This window comes from Paraburkholderia diazotrophica, from assembly GCF_900108945.1.
GTDB classification, from domain to species: Bacteria; Pseudomonadota; Gammaproteobacteria; order Burkholderiales; family Burkholderiaceae; genus Paraburkholderia; species Paraburkholderia diazotrophica.
Genome location: NZ_FNYE01000019.1, coordinates 90,969 through 109,684, shown reverse-complemented (window position 1 = coordinate 109,684; position 18,716 = coordinate 90,969). Strand labels below are relative to the sequence as shown.

Annotated in this window: 21 protein-coding genes; 11 read left to right on the top strand and 10 right to left on the bottom strand. The window is 61.0% G+C overall.

Annotation, left to right across the window (positions count from 1 at the left end):
* Positions 1–179 precede the first annotated feature (179 nt).
* Positions 180–419, bottom strand: coding sequence for a hypothetical protein (locus BMW76_RS23105; RefSeq protein WP_090869328.1), 240 nt, complete (start codon positions 417–419; stop codon positions 180–182).
* Between the two features lie 221 nt (positions 420–640).
* Entirely contained in the window at positions 641–2,476 is a 1,836-nt protein-coding gene (gene treF, locus BMW76_RS23100; RefSeq protein WP_245763334.1) for an alpha,alpha-trehalase TreF, read from the bottom strand.
* Between the two features lie 601 nt (positions 2,477–3,077).
* On the opposite strand from treF, the gene BMW76_RS23095 reads away from it, so the two are divergent.
* Positions 3,078–3,272, top strand: coding sequence for a hypothetical protein (locus BMW76_RS23095; protein ID WP_090869324.1), 195 nt, complete (start codon positions 3,078–3,080; stop codon positions 3,270–3,272).
* Positions 3,273–3,816: 544 nt separating this feature from the next.
* Positions 3,817–4,245 (top strand): rubredoxin, encoded by a 429-nt coding sequence (locus tag BMW76_RS41930; protein ID WP_090869322.1) that lies wholly within the window; start codon positions 3,817–3,819, stop codon positions 4,243–4,245.
* 7 nt (positions 4,246–4,252) lie between these two features.
* On the opposite strand, the gene BMW76_RS23085 is transcribed toward BMW76_RS41930, so the two are convergent.
* Positions 4,253–4,618, bottom strand: coding sequence for a hypothetical protein (locus tag BMW76_RS23085; RefSeq protein WP_090869320.1), 366 nt, complete (start codon positions 4,616–4,618; stop codon positions 4,253–4,255).
* Between the two features lie 147 nt (positions 4,619–4,765).
* Here BMW76_RS23085 and BMW76_RS23080 point away from each other — a divergent pair, with 147 nt between their 5' ends.
* Positions 4,766–5,194, top strand: a complete 429-nt coding sequence (locus BMW76_RS23080; RefSeq protein ID WP_090869318.1) for a BspC domain-containing protein — start codon at positions 4,766–4,768, stop codon at positions 5,192–5,194.
* Positions 5,195–5,205: 11 nt separating this feature from the next.
* Here BMW76_RS23080 and BMW76_RS23075 read toward each other — a convergent pair whose 3' ends face one another.
* Positions 5,206–5,511, bottom strand: a complete 306-nt coding sequence (locus BMW76_RS23075) for a hypothetical protein (RefSeq protein ID WP_090869316.1) — start codon at positions 5,509–5,511, stop codon at positions 5,206–5,208.
* Positions 5,512–5,642: 131 nt separating this feature from the next.
* Here BMW76_RS23075 and BMW76_RS23070 point away from each other — a divergent pair, with 131 nt between their 5' ends.
* Positions 5,643–6,068: a MarR family winged helix-turn-helix transcriptional regulator gene (locus BMW76_RS23070; RefSeq protein WP_090869313.1), complete on the top strand. Its 426-nt coding sequence runs from the start codon at positions 5,643–5,645 to the stop codon at positions 6,066–6,068.
* A gap of 85 nt (positions 6,069–6,153) precedes the next feature.
* On the opposite strand, the gene BMW76_RS23065 is transcribed toward BMW76_RS23070, so the two are convergent.
* Positions 6,154–7,071 (bottom strand): LysR family transcriptional regulator, encoded by a 918-nt coding sequence (locus BMW76_RS23065; RefSeq protein WP_090869311.1) that lies wholly within the window; start codon positions 7,069–7,071, stop codon positions 6,154–6,156.
* Positions 7,072–7,075: 4 nt separating this feature from the next.
* On the bottom strand, positions 7,076–7,990 hold the full coding sequence (locus tag BMW76_RS23060; RefSeq protein ID WP_090869309.1) for a LysR family transcriptional regulator: 915 nt from the start codon (positions 7,988–7,990) through the stop codon (positions 7,076–7,078).
* Between the two features lie 392 nt (positions 7,991–8,382).
* On the opposite strand from BMW76_RS23060, the gene BMW76_RS23055 reads away from it, so the two are divergent.
* Positions 8,383–9,483 carry an NAD(P)H-dependent flavin oxidoreductase gene (locus tag BMW76_RS23055; RefSeq protein ID WP_090869307.1) on the top strand — a complete coding sequence of 367 codons (1,101 nt, stop codon included), beginning with the start codon at positions 8,383–8,385 and terminating at the stop codon, positions 9,481–9,483.
* A gap of 19 nt (positions 9,484–9,502) precedes the next feature.
* Positions 9,503–10,165 (top strand): MOSC domain-containing protein, encoded by a 663-nt coding sequence (locus tag BMW76_RS23050; RefSeq protein WP_090869399.1) that lies wholly within the window; start codon positions 9,503–9,505, stop codon positions 10,163–10,165.
* Between the two features lie 89 nt (positions 10,166–10,254).
* On the opposite strand, the gene BMW76_RS23045 is transcribed toward BMW76_RS23050, so the two are convergent.
* Together BMW76_RS23045 and BMW76_RS23040 are read right to left on the bottom strand one after the other, a co-directional pair.
* Positions 10,255–10,491, bottom strand: a complete 237-nt coding sequence (locus tag BMW76_RS23045; protein WP_090869305.1) for a tautomerase family protein — start codon at positions 10,489–10,491, stop codon at positions 10,255–10,257.
* A 58-nt stretch (positions 10,492–10,549) separates the two neighbouring features.
* A complete protein-coding gene (locus BMW76_RS23040) occupies positions 10,550–11,260 on the bottom strand; it encodes an SDR family NAD(P)-dependent oxidoreductase (RefSeq protein ID WP_090869303.1) in 711 nt (236 codons plus the stop codon).
* Positions 11,261–11,761: 501 nt separating this feature from the next.
* On the opposite strand from BMW76_RS23040, the gene BMW76_RS23035 reads away from it, so the two are divergent.
* The 4 genes from BMW76_RS23035 to BMW76_RS23020 all read left to right on the top strand — a co-directional run bounded on the left by BMW76_RS23035 (position 11,762) and on the right by BMW76_RS23020 (position 15,378).
* Positions 11,762–12,076 (top strand): DUF485 domain-containing protein, encoded by a 315-nt coding sequence (locus BMW76_RS23035; protein WP_090869301.1) that lies wholly within the window; start codon positions 11,762–11,764, stop codon positions 12,074–12,076.
* A complete protein-coding gene (locus BMW76_RS23030; RefSeq protein ID WP_090869299.1) occupies positions 12,073–13,746 on the top strand; it encodes a cation acetate symporter in 1,674 nt (557 codons plus the stop codon). The genes BMW76_RS23035 and BMW76_RS23030 overlap by 4 nt, the downstream gene beginning before the upstream one ends.
* A gap of 94 nt (positions 13,747–13,840) precedes the next feature.
* On the top strand, positions 13,841–14,377 hold the full coding sequence (locus tag BMW76_RS23025) for a cytochrome b (protein ID WP_407669010.1): 537 nt from the start codon (positions 13,841–13,843) through the stop codon (positions 14,375–14,377).
* 5 nt (positions 14,378–14,382) lie between these two features.
* On the top strand, positions 14,383–15,378 hold the full coding sequence (locus BMW76_RS23020) for an NAD(P)H-dependent flavin oxidoreductase (RefSeq protein ID WP_090869295.1): 996 nt from the start codon (positions 14,383–14,385) through the stop codon (positions 15,376–15,378).
* A 117-nt stretch (positions 15,379–15,495) separates the two neighbouring features.
* Here the strand turns inward: BMW76_RS23020 and BMW76_RS23015 are convergent, their stop codons facing one another.
* The gene (locus BMW76_RS23015) at positions 15,496–16,461 is read right to left on the bottom strand and encodes a LysR family transcriptional regulator (protein ID WP_090869293.1); all 966 of its coding nucleotides are present in this window, start codon (positions 16,459–16,461) and stop codon (positions 15,496–15,498) included.
* A gap of 132 nt (positions 16,462–16,593) precedes the next feature.
* Positions 16,594–17,451 carry a helix-turn-helix domain-containing protein gene (locus tag BMW76_RS23010; RefSeq protein ID WP_090869291.1) on the bottom strand — a complete coding sequence of 286 codons (858 nt, stop codon included), beginning with the start codon at positions 17,449–17,451 and terminating at the stop codon, positions 16,594–16,596.
* A gap of 280 nt (positions 17,452–17,731) precedes the next feature.
* On the opposite strand from BMW76_RS23010, the gene BMW76_RS23005 reads away from it, so the two are divergent.
* A complete protein-coding gene (locus BMW76_RS23005; protein ID WP_245763333.1) occupies positions 17,732–18,697 on the top strand; it encodes a transporter in 966 nt (321 codons plus the stop codon).
* The last annotated feature ends 19 nt before the right edge of the window (positions 18,698–18,716 follow it).

The window sequence follows — 18,716 nt, the reverse complement described above, 5'->3', positions numbered from 1 at the left end:
ATTCCGGCGAGTGCGGACAGCTCGTGAACGCGCGGAAAAAGATGCCGCCGATGCACTGGCGGCACGTACAGGGGAAAGAAATCAATGACTGTCTGTGTACGGATAATGAGCCGCGACAATTAAGACAGAATTAAATGGCGAGTGTCGTGCCGATCACCGCACGCGGCTTTCATCGAAAGTTACCGGTATTGCGCGTGCGGTGCCTGACGCTGCGCCGCCTGTTCTTCGGCATGCTTCTTCGCAATGTGATGCCCGACGACACAGCCGCCGACCGCGCCGATGACGGCGTGATGCCCCGCGTAGTGTCCCGCGACGCCACCGACCACGGCCCCTTTGATGCAACCCGCCGCGTGCGCCGTCCCGCTGACGGCGACAAGAAGTGTTGCGGCGGCAACCGCGGCCTTACCGAATGCTGTCATGCTATACCCCGTTTCAGTTGTTCGATCCGATGTTGCGCCGGCGCGGTTGAATTCAATAGCATTCACGAGTCGATTCGCGCCGATAGCGTCAGCGCAGTGTACGCGGCGGCCCAGGCCGAAGGTGCAACGCGGATGCGAGTTTCGTAACAAGCAGTTAGAGGGAATTGAAGGGCGTGGCGCGCTTCAATTCCAGCGTCGGCTGCCTCGTGACAGTGCACGGTTCACGGGGCCGGCGCCGCGCGCAGCCGGTGCGTGGTCTTCGGCGCAGCGGCCGCCGCCGATGCCGCTTCCGATACGCCGCGCGGACCCGAAGGCACATCGGCGGGACGCGTGGCGGGGCCCGCCGCGTTCGGATACATCGCCATCAGCGTGCGCAGCACGCCGTTCGTCCAGCCGAATCCGTCTTGCAACGGATACTCGCCGCCGCCTGCCGACGTCGTGCCCGCATTCGCATCGACGTCGTACTTTTCGACCAGCTTGCCTGTGTGCTGGTAGTACGCGACGTTGCTGCGTATCCAGCGCGTCGCGATCAGCTGCGCGAGGTCCGCGTGGCCATAGCGACGCAAGCCCGTCACCGCGAGATATTGCAAAGGCGCCCAGCCGTTCGGCTCGTCCCATTGCTGTCCCGACTGGACTGTCGTCGTTGCAATGCCACCGGGACGCAACAGGCGCGCGCGGACTGTCGCAGCCACCGACGCCGCTTGCGCTTTCGTCGCGATGCCGGAATACAGCGGATAGACTGTCGCCGCGCTGAGCCGGTGCGTCAGCTGATGCTTGACGAAGTCGTAGTCGCCAAATGCGTTCAGCTGCGAATCCCACGCGACGCGGCGAATCGCTTCGGCGCGCACGGCCGCGCGCTGCTCCATGTTTTCCGCGTGCGACGCGTCGCCCTGCACGCGATACGCCTTCGCCAGCGTGCGTTCGAGATCGACGAGCAGAGAGTTCAGATCGACGGGAATCAGCGACGTGACCTCGACTGTCGCGAGCGACTTGCCGTCGGCGAACCAGCGCGAGCTGAAATCCCAGCCTGTTTCGCCGCCCGCGCGCAAGTTGCGCCACAGGTCTTCTGCGTTGCGCTGAGGCGTCGCTTGCGCGGTGACGACGTCTTCCCGATACGATTCGTCGCGCGGCGTGCCGCGTTCGTCCCAATAGCGGTTGAGCAATGTGCCATCGGGCAGACGCACGAGATGACGATACGCGCTGCCGGGCGCGATCCGGTTCTGGCCGTCCATCCAGTAAGCGTATTCCTTGCGCAGCGCGGGCAGATAGTGCAGATAGACCCGATCGCCTTCGCGTTCGGCCGCGAGGCGCACCATCTGCGCGAAGAACGGCGGTTGTGAGCGGCTGAGGTAGTACGTGCGGTTGCCGTTTGGAATGTGGCCATAGCGGTCGATCAGCGTTGCGAAGTTGTCGAGTTCGTCTTTCAGCAGATCTTCGCGGCCGCTCTGCCGAAGACCGAGCATGATGAAGTACGAGTCCCAATAGTAGATTTCGTCGAAGCGGTCGCCGGGGACGATGTACGGATGCGGAAGCGGCAGCAACGACGACCACGCGCCCGCGTTCGAATCGGGGTCTCGCCGAAGCACGGACCACAGCGTGTCGATATGCGCGGTGACGCCCTGGTTCGGATCGGACACATAGTTTTTTGTTTCGCGCGCGGGCAGCGTGAAGCGCTCGTCGACGAAGTACTTGAGATCGAAATGCGCGTCTGGTTTCTGACCGGCATAATCCGCGACGATCTCGTTCGGCGGCACGTTGGGCACCATATCGGCGAATGTCTTGCTGTCCGGATAGAGATGCGCGAGTTCGACATCGCGGTACAGGTCGCCGTACAAATCCGAAGGCGGAACGGGCACGACGGGCGATGCGTTCTGGGTGCCCCGGTTCGATACCGACGCTGCAGACGATGCGCCCGCCGATGCGCTTGCGGGTAAGCCCTGCGCGTCGGCGGGTTGCGCGCCGAACGCGAGCACCGCGCCGGCGCACACGGCGATACAAACGGTGCGGGCGGCGTCGAAGGCTGTGGAAGGCATGCGGCGGGCTTGGGGTTGCGGCATCGGAAGGGGCGCTCCTGGTAGTGAAGACCGTTCGAAGAGAAAGGAGTCGCGCAAGCAAGGTATGTTCCCCGGCGACGGATGTCCGCGTATTCGCTAAAGAAAGCGCACGAAAGCCGGCGCATCAACCAAGCGTTTAGACGGAAACCCCCGATGACTGTTCAACTGCAAAGCTGGATCAAAAGACGGATGACCGCGCCCGAGACGCGCCGTTTCGCGCGCACGTTGACGGGCTGAACATGCAGGCGGCCATCATCCTGCATTCGCGCCGGGTGTCGAGCTTGTGATGAACCTGATCGTCAAGGATGTGGACGGACTCACGCAAGTGCTGATGCCGTCCGGCAAAGGCGGCTCGAAGTGATGAATCATGTGCGCGCCGTACATGCGCATGCGTGGTCTGGCGCACGTCCCGCTTCGCGAGAACTAACACCCCCGCGATCCAGCGACTATCCTTTTACGAGGCTCGCGAATTGCGTTCGTTATGTCGAGCTGACGTGTGTCGAACAGGGTTTCGACGTTAGCAAACGACTTTGCCGGGCCTGCGTGAGCTTGCGGGCTCGCGTCAATCGATTGAAGCTGCAACGAACGGACAAGGAGTTGAAAAATGAAGACCCTTGCGTTTGCTCTTGCACTTGCTGGTTTCGCTGGGCTGACTGCGCCCGTGGCCTCTTACGCCAGGATCGACCAGAATGCCGACTACTATCGCGCCGAAGATCGCGTGCGGAATACATCGGGCGATCCGAAAGACGCTGCGCGGCAGGCGGAGCATGGCCAGGCGTCGGGGACTTCGGGCCAGTAGAGTTTTCGCGGTGGTTTCTGTTTGCGGCAACTCGATCCCGATCCCGATCGCGCTTGCCGCAACGAGATTTCTGTTTCGCGAAGGCGTTCTTGCATGTTGATGGCTGATTCCATCAGTCTCCGCAGCATAGCCACACACGCCCACAACTCGCTGGCCGAAAGAATCTATTAACCATGAGGAAGGAATGTCGGTCCGGCGTGTAAGCGATAATCAGGCGTCTCTCACATCAGTCAAGCGTCACGCATGCCGTACCCCGACCAACGCAACTCGACGGGGAAAAGAATCCAGCCAGGATTCGATCGAACGAATGAGCGTTTACAATCCGGGCTCGCGTTTTCATCGAAAACGCAGTTCCAGATCTGCCCCTCAATCATTCGTTCAATCTCATGTCGACACCCAATCCCGCCAATAGCCGCCGTTCGCTGACTCTGCTCCAATTGCTCTCGCTCGTAGGCATCTCGGCCGTGCTGTGCAGCGCGCTGCTGCGTCACTTCTACTAGACGGCGGTTGGCAAGACCCGCCGTTCGCCTGTCGTTCACTTCGCATGTACAAGAAAGCCACTGCTGTAGAAATCCAGTTCTCGCCCGACCGGCTCAACGATGGCGCCGGCGATCCTTTCTGGATCGACCTGAACCTGAAGGAAGCGGCGGCCCTGCATCAGGCGCTGCAACGCTATCTCGATACGCCAGCCGCTGATCGGCCGACACCGCTCGTCGTATCGCTCGATCACGACAACAACGCGGCTGCGTCGGAATCGCTCGGATCGAACGACGCGGCTGCGACGCAAACGCCGTCATCCGAGGACGAATTCAAGCAGTGGGTATGCGTGATATGCGGATGGATCTACGACGAGGCCGCCGGCTTGCCTGAAGAAGGCATCGCGCCCGGCACGCGCTGGGCCGACGTGCCGGAAAGCTGGCGCTGCCCGCTCTGCGATGTCGGCAAACAAGACTTCGCGCTCGTGGAATTCTGAGCGGCGATCAGTGCTCCGCTGACACCAGCGTTCGCGTGCACTCCCTGACCATCGACCGATAGATCGGATCGGCGACGCGGCGCTGAAAATACTCGACGAGCGTATCGTTCGCGTGCGGCCTGAGCCGAACGCCGATCGCAATTCCACGAAACAGCGACTGCGCCTCGATGCTGACCGCGCCGTTCGCGCGCACCTCGCTCAGATGCCGCACGCTCGATTGCCAGCGACCGGCGATGCATTCCGCCACATCCGATACCGTCTGCACTGTTTGCGCCGAGTAGTTCGGCGCCAGTGAAAAGAGACTGTCCCTGCGCGAGCATGCGACGAGCGCGACGCACACGATCGCGGCGACAGCGAGATGAAAGAGGTTCAATTTTCGATCCGTCAGTGCAGTTGAAGCGCGTAGAAAGCTTGTGAAACGCGCGCGGCGATAAGAGCCAGGCAGAGCGAGTATACTTTCGCGCCTTGAACGTTTCGCGACGCATGTGCGTCGCATTGAATTTCGAGGCGCCACACGACAATGAAAAGCATCACCGCTCTATCTGGCATCTTGTGCCTCATCTGGTTCTGCTCGACCGCCTTTTCGCAGTCCCCGTCCCAGGCCGACGTGCCCGACGACTACGCGTACCTCACGCGTCTCCACGTGCGTCCCGCCGTCATCAACTGTATCGCCGAACTCGACCGCTGGATTCGCACTACGTCACGCTATGACATGTTTCTCGCGCCCGATCGCCGTGTGCTGAAAGCCAAGGTCGAAGGCGGCAGCGGCATTTTTTCCGGCAACAATGGCGCTCAACCCGTCGAGTCGACGGTGACGATGCGCGCGTTTGCCCGCGTGCGCAGCAAGCAGTCGTGGATTCCTGTCGTCGCGAAGTGCGGAATATGGCACGAGCATGTGGTGGGCGTATCGCTGCAGAAATACGAGGGCCATACGCCCGTCGTGCATTGAAGCGCGCGGGCTCAATCGCCTCGATCGTTCAGCTTGAATCCCGCCGACGGGCTATACGACAGCCTGTGCCTCGGCGCGAGCAGATCGTAGTCGCGCAACGCGGACAGGTAGGACGGACCGTGAATGATGGCGGGCGACGGCGTCGACGCGCGATGCCGCTCGGGCGGGGGCTGCGGCTGCAACAGCGCCGGGTCGAGACCGGAACTCGACGGCAGATTGGCGAGCACGATAGCCTGCGAGTCCGCGCCAGCCGAACGAACTCCGGCTGCGGCAAACGCTGCCATCCACGCTGCGAGCAGAACGACGTAAGATTTCATCTGCTACCGGAAATGCGCACAGTGATTCGTCGGCGCGTCTTGCGCAGGATGCGCCAATCGGCCGCTATGAATCGATATTAGTCACGCAGTGACATAATTTCAACCAGCACCCGACATCGATGGAGTCTCCCATGGCAGCAAGTCCCGCCGCTGCGGTCGAAGCCCCGACCAAGCAGGATCTGGAGGCGATGTCCGCGTTCCGCTACCAGTTGCGGCGCTTTCTGCGTTTTTCCGAGGAGGTGACGCATACGGCCGGCATCACGCCGTTGCAGTATCAGCTGATGCTGCATGTGCAGGGCATCGAAGGACGCGACTGGGCGACGGTCGGCGAGCTTGCCGAGCGTCTGCAGGCCGCGCCTCATGGCACGGTGGCGCTCGTGTCGCGCTGCGAGTCGGCGGGGCTCGTCGCGCGCAAGACGAGCCGCAGCGACCGCCGCCAGGTGGAGGTGCATCTGACGTCCAGGGGAGAACGCCTTTTGCTCCGGCTGGCGACCTTGCACAAGTCCGAGATGGACGCATTCGGCTGGGCATTCAAAGGCGGGTTAGAAGGCGCGTGAATGCGCGCCGGCGGCATTTTGCGCCGCGCCGTTGCGATGAATGGCACAGCGTGATGTATTAGGCGCCCGTTAGCGCGTGTGCCCGTTATCCGAGTTCGTCGATCATCAAGCGCGCGGCAGGCGATAACACGGAGCCGCGCCGCGTCACGATGCCGTACGGTTCGGTACGGGATTGCACTTCGATGGCAAGCGTCCGTGCAAGGCCATGATCCGACAGCATCGCGGCCATATCGCGCGGCATCAGCGAAACGAATGCCGGGTCGCGCTGCAGCATCAGCACTGTCGTCACCGTCGACGCGGTTTCGATCGTGTGAGGCGGCACGGGGAGTCCGGCTTCCTTGAACTCGCGTTCGAACAGCCCGCGCAGCGGCATCATGCTCGGATAGACGATCCAGCGGGAAGACGCGAGATCGGCGAGCTTCACGTGTTGCGCGTCCGCCAACGGATGCGCGAGGCTCGCGACGATCGCAGCCGGCTCGTCGCTCAGTTCCCGATAGTCGTAGTGATCGGGCTGCCGCGCGACGGTCTTGCGGCAGATGGCCAGATCGAGCCGGCCTTGGTCGAGCAGCGCGAGGAGCCGCGCGCTCGTGTCTTCGACGACTTCGACCGTCAACGTGGGCTGTCTTTGCCGCAGACGCGTCAACGCATCGACCAGCACGCCCGATATCGCACCCGTGATCGCGCCGACGGCGAGCCTTCCGCCCGAGCCTTGCAGAATGCCCTCCATCTCTTCGCGCAGATGCGCGACGTCCATGTGGATCAGCCGCGCGTAGCGGATCACGCAGCGCCCGAGTTCGTTCGGCTGAATGCCATGTGGCGAGCGCGTGAAAAGGGTCGCTCCGAACGTCGCCTCGATTTCGCGCAGCGCCTTGGTTGCGCCGGGCTGGGTCAACGCCATTTCGTCGGCGGCCCGATGCAGCGAGCCGTGCTCGTCGAGCGCGATCAGAAGACGCAGTTGCTTGAGCCGCAGACGCGCGGCAATCGAATCGACATTCGGCAGCATGGGCTTATTGTGATCTGAGCTTTTCCATCAGGAAGTCCACGAAGCAGCGCACGCGCGACGACAGATGCCGCGCATGCGGATACAGCAAAACGAACGGCCGCGTGCGGCCGCCATACGGCGTGAGCACTTCGCACAGCGCTCCATCCTCGAGATCGCGATCCGCGACGAAACGATAGGTCTGGAACAGGCCCGCTCCGTGGCGCGCGAGCGTGACGCCCGCCAGCACGTCGCCGGACGTGCTGTATCCGCCGCGCGTCATCATCTCCAGTTCTTCGCCTTCTCGCGTGAAGAGCCACGGCAGATTGCGTCCCGTGCTCGGCAACGCAAACTGAATGCACTCGTGGTTGATCAGATCGTCGGGTGTTTCCAGCTTGCCGGCCGATTTCAGATAGGCGGGCGATGCCACGACGACAAGCTCGGCATCTTCGAGCTTGCGCGCGATCAGTCCGGAGTCGTCGGGCGCGCGGCCTCGTATGGCGAGATCGAAGCTTTCGTCGGCGAAGTCGATATTGCGGTTGCTCAGATGTGCCTCGACGGTCACGCCGGGATAGCGCGCGCGGAATTCGGCCAGCAACGGCAACACGCGATAGTGGCTATACGGCGTCGGCATGCTGATGCGCAAGACGCCTGTGGGCGTGCTCTGCTGTCCCGTCACTTCGCGCTCGGCGTCCGCAAGCTGGTTGAGCGCCAGACGACATTGCTCGAAGTAACGGCGCCCGGCATCCGTGAGCCTGATCTGTCTCGTCGTGCGCACGAAGAGCCGCACGCCGAGACGCGACTCCAGGCGCGCGACGGACCGGCTCACGGCAGCAGGCGTCACGCTCGCGGCCGTCGCGGCGACCGTGAAGCTCTCCAGCTCGGCTGCGAGGCAGAACAGTTCGATGCTGCCTAGAAGAACGTCTTCGAATTGACGCTGCATGGCCTTTCCATGATGTGCCGGATGCGCTGCTCGTTTTGCCTGACGCAAAGGCACGGCGCGGTGCAGCGGGATGGTTGACGGCGGGTTCGCAGAGGATAGCAGGTCTTGCGGCATAAGCCGGATAGCAGCGCGAGCGCGTGTCTGTCAGGGCTCGCAATACAACTTGCGATTGCTGCCGCAACGATACGCGAGCTGTCCGATCTGTTCCCGCCGCTCAACAGTGTCTTGACTGGCAACCGGTTGACCGGTCTTTACCCGATAACCGATCATCGCATGTAAAGAGGCTATGCTTGCAGGAGCATTTGCAGCCGAAAGCACGGACCTTCGACTAGCCGCTTTGGCGTACAGATCGCGGGCGGCATGGTCTCCAACTCACGCGATGAGGTCATCAGATGAGCAATCGTTTCGAAGACAAGCCGCTTCTCAAGCTGCTTGGTATCAGCAAGCCGATCATCCAGGCGCCCATGGCGGGCACCAGCACGCCTGCGCTCGCCGCGGCCGTTTCGAATACGGGCGGCCTCGGATCGCTCGGTGTGGGCGCGATGAATGCCGAAGCCGCGCGTAAGGCAATCCGCGACACGCGCGCTTTGACCAACGCGCCTTTCAACATCAACGTCTTCTGCCATGAACCCGCAACCGCCAATGCGAAAGTCGAAAGGGAATGGCTGAACTGGCTTGCGCCGCACTTCGAGAAGTACGGCGCGAGCGCGCCTGAAAAGCTCAGCGAGATCTATACGAGCTTCGTCGAGGATCAGGCGATGCTCGACGTGTTTCTGGCGGAAAAGCCGGCTGTCGTCAGCTTTCATTTCGGCTTGCCTTCGAAAGAGATCATCAAGGCGCTGAAGGACGCGGGCATCAGGCTCCTGGCGTCGGCGACGAATCTGGACGAGGCGGCCGCCGTCGCCGATGCGGATGTCGATGCCATCGTTGCGCAAGGTGTCGAAGCGGGTGGCCATCGCGGCGTGTTCGATACGCAAGCCTTTGACGAAGGCCTGGGCACGTTCGCGCTCACGCGCCTCTTTGTGCAGAAAATCGATTTGCCCGTGATTGCGGCGGGCGGGATCATGGACGGCGCGGGCATCGCGGCGGCGCTCGCGCTCGGCGCACAGGCCGCGCAACTCGGAACGGCATTCGTACCGTGCCCGGAGACGTCGATCGACGAAGGCTACCGCCGCGCCATTCTCGGCGACCCGGCGTACCACACGGTTTTGACGTCGGCGATTTCGGGGCGGCTGGCGCGCAGCATGGTCAACAGGTTCACTCAACTCGGCCGCTCGGCGGATCGTCCTGAGACGCCGTCTTATCCGATCACCTACGACGCCGGCAAGGCGCTGCATGCGGCCGCGAAAGCAAAGGGCGAGTTCGGTTATGGCGCGCAGTGGGGCGGCCAGGCAGCCGCGCTCGCCCGCTCGCTGCCCGCCGCTGAGCTGGTCGCTCAGCTGGAGACGGAACTGGTCGAGGCCATCCGGCGTTTGCAGCCGTTCACGTCCTGAAGGAATGGATCGGCGCGAGATGGGAGACCAGACTACCGTTGCACACAACGGCGAGAACGTGCGCGACATCGGCGCTACGGTGTTGTCGATCAATGTCGGTGCGATCGAGCCTCTCGACGTCGGGCTGTCTTCGGAAGGGCTGCAAGTCGAGTCGGCAATACGCAAGCGCTCGATTAGCAGCGCGAGCGAAGGCGCGATCGCCGAAGTGAAGAAGGTGGGCTTCGTCGGCGACGAGCAGGCGGACCTCAGCGTTCACGGCGGGCTCGACAAGGCTGTCTACCTGTATCCGGTCGAGCACTATGCATGGTGGCGCGAACGGCGCATCGAAGCGGGTGTCGCGCATGCCGACAGACCGCTCGGATTCGGCGCGCTGGGCGAGAACCTGACGACTCAGGGCGTGCTCGAAACAGACCTGTGGATTGGCGACGTGCTCGTCATCGACGAAGTCAGGTTACGTGTCGAAGCGCCACGTAGCCCCTGTTTCAAACTGAACGCGGTGATGGGCTACAGGCGCGCAGTAAAGCACATGTATCAGAGCGGATTTGCGGGCGTCTATCTGAGCGTCGTGCAAACGGGATCGGTGCGAGCGGGTTCGCCTATCGGCCTCGTCCCGGGGCGTCGCGAGGAATCGATCAGCGGCATGCTCGACTTGCGCCGCAGCCGCGCGCGTAGAGAACCATGAACGAAAATCGCGGGCCGCATTGCGCGAAGAACCTCTAAGCTACTTCGCGCAATGGCCCGCAACTGAATGCTTCAATTTTCTGCCGGCGCTCAGCCCGGCTTCTTCGCTTTCTGCCGACGATATTCGTCGACGGGCAGCCCGCCCCATCCCCAGTTCTCCGTCTCGACTTCCTGAATGACGACGAATGTCGCTTCGAGCGGTTTGTTGAGCACGTTGAGCAGCAACTCGCTGGCTCCCTTGATCAGTTGCGCCTTCTCTTCCGGCGTCACCGCGTTCGTGCCGGGCTTGTTTCCTTCGCGAGTAACCTGAATGGTCACGATAGGCATGACAATCTCCGTGATGTTAGGCGGATGAGGCATCGTGGCCGATGCCTCGCCGTTACGCTCAGTGGCCTGCGCTCTGGCCGCCGTCGACGTGCAGGATCTCGCCCGTGACGAATGGCGCGGAATCGAGGTACACGACAGCGTCGACGATGTCGCTCATTTCACCCATATGGCCGATGGGATGCAGCGCGCCGAGTGCTTCGTGCGTTTCCGGCGCGTGCATCGGCGACTTGATGATGCCGGGCGACACAGCGTTCGCGCGAATACCCGTCTTCGCGTATTCGATTGCAAGCGACTTCGTGGCTGCATTGAGGCCGCCCTTCGTCAGCGATGCGAGCACCGAAGGCACGCCGGAAACTGCATGATCGACGAGACTCGTCGTGATCTGCAACACATGGCCGCTTTTGTTCTTCTCCATCTCGGCGATTGCAAGCTGGGTGATATGGAAGAAGCCGTTCACGTTGACGTTCAGCACGGCGGCATAGTCTTCAGCCGTATATTGCGTGAACGGCTTCGCGATGAAGATGCCCGCGTTGTTGATCAGCGTATCGACGCGGCCGAAGCGTTCGACGGCTTCGGAGACGGCACGCCTTGCGACTTCGCGATCGCCGATGTCGCCAGCGACTGTCACGATGTTCGGATCGTCGGACGGTTTGATCGAACGCGCGATTGCGACGACGCGATAGTCGCGCTCGCGGAAGGCTTTGACGAGTTCTGCGCCGATACCTTGCGATGCGCCAGTGACGATAACGACCTTTTGCGAGTTGCTCATGATTGACCTCAAGACGTTGGTGGCATTTGCCGTCGGGAATCGACAGCGCCGTTAGGTCGTCAATCTAGGCTTCCTCGATCCGCTTGCGTACACCCGCAGTGGACAAACAGTTTTGACGCGTGGGAACAAATGCGGATGCCTTGCGCGAGCACGTCAGTAGCCGACGGGCGGCGCGTGCGCGCAGACGACGCGAATAGGGCGGCGCCAAACGGTGTATCAGTGGGGCGATTATTGACGTCGCGTCATAACGGTCCGGACGCCAAGCCTCGTTCCAGCGCGAGGCCGGGCCGATGCAATGCGCGATCTGTACACCTTCTGGAATTCACTGGTGCGGAATTCCGCTACTCATTGAATGAAGCGGGCGAAGCGGCATTTCACTCGCGGTGATGGCACGCATCATCAAACATCATTTTACTTGATCGACTCGCGCTCCTATCGTTGAGCAAAAGAGGAAGAGCGCAGCGCAATGCGCCTAACCCGTAACGAACTACAGGAGACATCGTGGTCGATTCCACTGCGCATGACGACGTCCGGCGGTCGCCGGCATTCGAACGACTCGTCGCCCGACGACGCAGGCTCGTAGCATGGCTTACGTTAGGCACCTTGCTGCCGTACTACGCTTTTGTGTTCATCGCGGGCTTCTCGCCGCAAGTGCTTGCCACGCGGCTTTATCCAGGAAGTGCGATTACGATCGGCTGGCCTGTCGGCGCGATGTTGATCCTCGGGACGTGGGTTTTGACGGGCATCTACATTCGGCGCGCAAACGGAGAGTTCGACCAGTTGACCGCTCGCATTCTCGCGGGAGGCGCTCAATGAAGCCGCCGATCAGAATGGCAGTCGCTGTGGTCGCCGCTTTCGTTGCACAAGCGGCGATGGCCACGCCTGAAGCGTTGGAGAAAGTTCAGAAGCAGCCGCTCAATATCACTGCAATCGCGATGTTCGTCGTGTTCGTGATCGCGACGCTGGGCATCACGTACTGGTCCGCGTCGAAGACGAAGTCGATGAAGGACTTCTACAACGCGGGCGGCGGCATTACCGGGTTCCAGAACGGTCTCGCGCTCGCGGGCGATTACATGTCGGCGGCAGCTTTGCTCGGGCTCACGAGCATGATCTTCTTCAACGGCTACGACGGCATGCTTTACGCGGTGAGCTTCTTTGTCGCGTGGCCGCTGTTGATGTTTCTCTTTGCCGAACGCATCAGAAACCTGGGCCAGGTCACCATCGCCGATATCGCGTCGTTCAGGCTGGACCAACAGAGAATACGGACACTGATGGCGTTCGGTTCGTTGACGGTCGTCTGCTTCTATCTGGTCGTGCAGATGGTGGGCGCAGGGCAGCTCATTCAGCTTCTATTCGGGCTTCAGTACAACTACGCCGTCGTGGTGGTCGGCATTCTGATGGCCGTGTACGTGACGTTCGGCGGAATGGTCGCGACGACGTGGGTGCAAATCATCAAGGCCGTGCTGATGCTGTTCGGCGCAAGCCTGCTGGCGATATTGTCGTTGAGCCATTTCGGCTTTTCGATCGACAACATGTTCGAACAGGCTATTGCCGCACACAAGAGCGGAAGCGGCATCATGCTGCCGAGCAAACTCGTGGCCGATCCATTCGAGATGCTTTCGCTGTCGGTGGGGCTGGTATTCGGCACGTCGGGGTTGCCTCACATCCTGATGCGCTTCTTTACCGTGCCCGATGCAAAGGAAGCACGCAAGTCCGTGTTCGTCGCGACGGGGTTCATCGGATATTTCTTTCTCGTCGTCACCGTGCTTGGTACTGCCGCGATTGTGATCGTCGGACGCAATCCCGCCTTCTATGAGCACGGCGTACTCGGCGGCAAACTGATCGGCGGCGGCAATATGCCGGTGATGCATCTGGCCAAGGCCCTGGGCGGCGATTTCGTACTCGGCTTTCTGTCGGCCGTCGCATTTGCAACCATTCTGGCTGTCGTAGCGGGGCTCACGATGGCGGGAACCTCCGCGATCTCGCACGACCTCTACGCGATGGTGATCAAGCGAAACAACGCCGATGCCGCGCGGGAAAAACGCGTGTCGAGAATCGCGTCGATCGCCATCGCGGGCGTCGCCATTCTTCTTGGCATTATTTTCAAGGATCAGAACGTCGCGTTTCTGGTGGCGCTCACGTTCAGTGTCGCGGCATCCGTCAACTTTCCGATTCTGACTCTGGCGATCTACTGGAAAGGCCTGACGACGCGCGGTGCGCTGATGGGCGGCATCGCTGGCCTCGTAAGCGCAGTGAGCCTCGTCGTGCTTTCGCCCGCTGTGTGGGTGAAAGTACTCGGGCACGCGACGGCGATCTTTCCATACGACTACCCTGCCATCGTTTCGATGACGATCGCGTTCTTCTTCACGTGGATCGGCTCGCTGACCGATCAGGGCGCGCGAGCATCGGTAGAGCGTGAGAAGTTCGACGATCAGTTCGTTCGCGCTCAAACAGGCATTGGCTCTTCGGGTGCGGTCAGTCACTAGCTATTGATTGGAGTGGGAAATGTCGAAGCTGCAAACCTCATACGTGTCGGAATCCCGTTCGGACGACGGCGAGCGCGTGAAGTCCAGGTTTCAGATGCGCGATAACGGCTTGCGCTTTTCGCCGATTACCATCGTGCTTCATTGGGTGGTGGCCGCGCTCGTGCTGGCTATCATCGCGATCGAAATCGCACTTTCTGTTTCGCCGAACAGCGAACTCACGAAAGTGTTGAACCTGCTTGGCGCAATCTTGTTCCCTGTATCGGTCTACCGGTTTTGGGCGCGCATTACGTCTTATCACCCGTTGCCCGTGGGCACGCCGAATCCCGTCGAAGTGATCGTCAGCCGGTCGGTGGCGACGGCACTCGCGCTTGCGATGGCGCTGCTGCCGATCGCGGCGTGGCTATCGAAGTCGGCGGCTGGTCTGCCGATCGAATTGCCCGGAGGGTTGTTCATTCCTGAGCCGATATTGCCGGATCATCAGGCGGCGCGAATCTTCGACACGCTCTTCAAGATCGGCGCCACGCCGTTTGTGATCGGGTTGGCGCTGCATATCTACGGTGCGTGCAAGAACCATTTCGTGCTGAAAAACGACGCCTTGAAACGGATGCTTGGAAAACGTGTGGAGCTTTAAACACCATGAGCACAACCAGTTATGAATTCGGCGGCAATGCTGTCACGGCGCTTTGCGGAGTCGAATATCCGATCTTCCTCGCCGGCATGGCCGCCATTTCCGGTCCGAAGCTCGTCGCCGCCGTCGCGAACGCGGGCGGAATGGGCACGATAGGCGGATTGCGCTTGCCACCGCTCGCATTGCGCAAGTGGCTGAGGGAAACGAAGAGTCTGACCGACAAGCCGTTCGGCGTGAATCTCGTGCCGTCGTTTGGCGGCCCGGAAGTATTCGAAGCGCAGTTTCAGATCGTGCTTGAGGAAAAGCCTCGCATGTTGTCGCTGTTCTATGCGGAGAACTACCCGGATATGATCAAGCGCGCAAAAGACGCGGGAATGATCGTGATGGTTCAGGTGGGCTCCGCCGAGCTTGCGCGACAGGCAATTGCGCATGGTGCCGATATCATCACGGCCCAGGGCAGCGAGAGCGGCGGCCATTTGAATCGCGGCACCATTGGGCTGCTTTCGCTGTTGCCTGCGCTTATCGATGTTTCAGAAGGACGGCCCGTGCTGGCTGCGGGCGGCATTACGAATCGCGATGACGTTCGAACCGTGATGGAAATGGGCGCGGGCGGCGTGCTCGTGGGTACCGCATTTGTCGCGTGTGAAGAATCGAATGCGCATCCGCTTTATAAGCAGAAGATCGTGGAAGCGACCGTCGACGACACCGAGTATCGAACGGGTTACTCGTTCGGATGGAAATACGGCACGCCGCATCGCGTGATCCCGAATCGCGACAAGTGGAACCTGTTGCGCTTTATCGGCGGCGGCGCGCGTGCGATCGACAAGCCGAAGATGGCGCAAAAGCTGTCGCTCTATGCGGGCCAGGGCGTGGGAAAAATCGACTGTGTCATGTCGGCGGCCGAGCGCGTGGCGGAACTGGCCCAAGGTTTGAGCAATAGCCGCGAACGTATTCAGGCAGGCTCAAGCGAACCATTCAAGGAAGTGCATTTGCGCTACGCCTGACCGTGCATGAAAGCGAAAGTGACGGCGTGTCGCGAAGCGAAATCATCGGTTCACGGCGCGTCGTCTCTTTTACAGCATCCGTTTGCACGACGATATCTTCTGGAAGCATCGAGCAAATCAATGAACGCTCGCGCTCGATTCCGCGGCGTCGATACGTTCCAGCCCGGTCGTCAGGATATTTTCACTGACAGGTTCCTGAGCGCTGCCATCCACGGCAATCTGCTGATGCGCGAGTTCGATCATCGCCGTCAGCGCCGGCGTGACGAGTGCGTCCTTGTTGCGGATGAACATGGTCTTGACGTTCGAAAATTCCCGCGGCAGTTCATGACAGTGCACGGAATGCCGCGCGCCGTGGCTCGCCACGACCGATCGCGGCAGCAACGTGATGCCCATGCCGGCAGCGACGCACGACATGATCCCGTCCAGCGTGCCCAGTTCCATGATGTGGCCGGGAATGATGCCCGCCTGATAGAACCAGTGTTCGAGCGTTGAACGATAGAAACAGCCCGTCCTGAAGACGAGGATAGTCTGACGCGAGATCTCGCTCGTGAGAGCGGACAGCGAGTCGAATTCGTTGCTGCTCACGAGGACCAGTTCTTCATGAAAGACTTCTTCCTGGTACAGCGACGAAGTCTGATGAAAGCCTCCAACAAAAGCGCCATCCAGCCGATGAGATTCGACGGCCTTGATCAACTCAGTTGTCGTGCCCGTCATCAGCGATAGCTGAACTTGCGGATACTGCTGGTGGTACTTGGCGAGGATTTTCGGCAAACGGATCGCGGCTGTCGTTTCCATCGATCCGAGCCGCAATAGACCTCGCGGCGATGCGTTGTCGAGCAACGCATTGCGGCTCTCATCCGTCAGTTGAAGAATACGCTGCGCGTAGCCCAGGAAGATTTGCCCTGCCGACGTGAGCACTACGCCATTCTTCTGTCGAATGAATAGCTGCTGGTTCAATTCCGCTTCCAGCTCTTTGATGCGCATCGTCACATTCGACTGCACGTTGTGGATTTTTTCAGCCGCCGCCGTGAAGCTGCCGTGCTCCGCGACCGCACAAAATATTCTCAGATGCCGCAGTTCCATTTTGTGCCTCGCCAGATCACGTCGGATGGTGGACGCTCAGGCTAGCACATTCACGCAATGATGAACGCGCCTGGCGGGATATGATCGCGCGCATCGTTGAGCATGGGGAAACCACAAAGGTTCTGCGCGGCCTCATGCGCCATGCTTTCTGTAGCGCGACGGCGTCGTACCCATGCGCTCGGAAAAAAGCGCCGTCATGTGCTGCTGCGAAGAAAAGCCACAGGCGGCGGCCACATCGCAAAGCGGCGTGTCCGTCACGCGCAGCATGCGTGCGGCTGCATTCAGGCGCTTTTCGACCACGAAGCGATACAGTGAATGGCCCGTTCGCGCTTTGACGCCATCGGAGACGACCCGCACGGGAAGATCGAGCGTTGCGGCGATTTGCGTGCAGCTCAATGTGCAGTCAAGGTTCTCATCGACATACTGTTCGAGGCGATCGAATTCGACGCTCGACAGTGCCGACGGGTGAAGATCTTTAGCCGATTGCAGTTGCCGCGTCGTTTCGATCCACGCGAGCGTTGCGAGACACTGGATTTCCCACGAATCGACGGGCAACGCAGCATTCGATGCCGTCTTGATCCGTGCATAGCGCACCAGATGGCGGATCGCATCAGCACCGAGATTGTCGCGATTGACGGTGCTTCTCGATGCATCCGCATGCGCATCGTTCATCCCGCGCTTGAACTCGTCGGAATAACGAAACGCAACGAAGCCGAGGCGGACCTGCTGCGCGTCGATATGCATTCTTCCGCCGCGCGGATGAAATGCCGCTGTCTCCGCGCGGAACGTGAGCGGAAGGGCTGGGCCGTCGTCGTAACGCGTATTCGAAACGATCGTGCCGAGCAGCAGACAGACGGTATCCGACGTGTTGTGCACGTCGAACGTATACGGCTGTGCACCCGAAATGCAGTACTCGAGCCCACGTGCGCCGGGCACGGCGGCGAATGCATCGATAGTTCGGCCAGCCGGTCGCTGGGTCAATGCGGTCATGTTCGTCTCCGTTTCCGTCGATGACGCACTGACGCACGCTTGCGGCTCGACGTTCGTATTTCTGCATTCACTCCAGTATAGAAGAGTGCATCGACGCGGACGTGTTCCCATGGTTCGCCATTCGCGAACGCCGCGTCCGCGATTTTCATCCTGGTAGCGACCCTGATAGCGCACTTTGGACCGGAATCTGTAAAGCGCGAAACCTGAAAGACCCGCTGATTACGTCGACGTACGGTGCACTCCATGCCTCGCGGCACACGACACCAAAACGGAGACGACGATGAGAGCACCATTGGCGCGCAAGCGCATTCGGCATTGGCGGCACAGCGCGCGGCGGCGCGGCAGGACGCTGGTCGCGCTGCTCGGCATGACGGGCACGCTGCCGCTTGCCGATGCCGCCTACGCTTCAGGCATACCGTTCGCAACCGACCGGCCGCAGACGTGGCAATTCAGCTCGGACTTCGAGGGCACTTACGATTCGTTCGGCGAAAACATCTGGTGGAACCACGACAGCCGCGCGTTCGATTCGCACGGCAATCAGATAAACGGCCCCGACACGAATACCTTTGTCGGACTGTCGACGTTCATCCACTACTGGAAGCTGCCGTCGTTGCCGCATGTGGGGTTCAACGCGAGCATCACGTTGCCCGCAATCCGCACACAGGGCTCGCAATTCGCCGCAAGCGGGATCGGCGATCCGCTGATCGGCGGACTCGTCTGGTACAACCCGGCGCCCGCGACGACGCTCGGTTTTCAGGCCTACGTGCAGGTGCCCATCGGACAAAACAGCGTATCGACCAACACCTGGTCGTTCTGGCCTTCCGTCTTCTACGACGACTGGTATGGCCATGTGAACGTGGATCTTCTCGTCGGCGGCATTCTGCGCGGACGGACGCTGCAATCGGGTCATGACGATCTCAGCTCCGGCGACACGTTTCATCTGAACCTGCGCATCGGCTACAGCATTTCTCCGCCCGACAATCCTTTCGCCATTCCTTTTTTCGCGCTCGATCACCAGACAAGCGGCGGCACCTTTAACCAGACGTTGGGTATCCCCGTGGGGAACAGCGCGAACCGCGAAACGACGGTCGGCGCGGGCGTGCTGTTCCAGTTCAAGCCGAACAGCCTGCCATTCGTGCACCAGAAGATGTACGACCAGCTTTCCATTCAGTACCAGCACTCGGTATCGGGCCGCAACACGACGATGACCAATGCCGTCCTCGTGCAGGCGTGGCACTACTGGTAAGCGATGCCCATGTTCACCG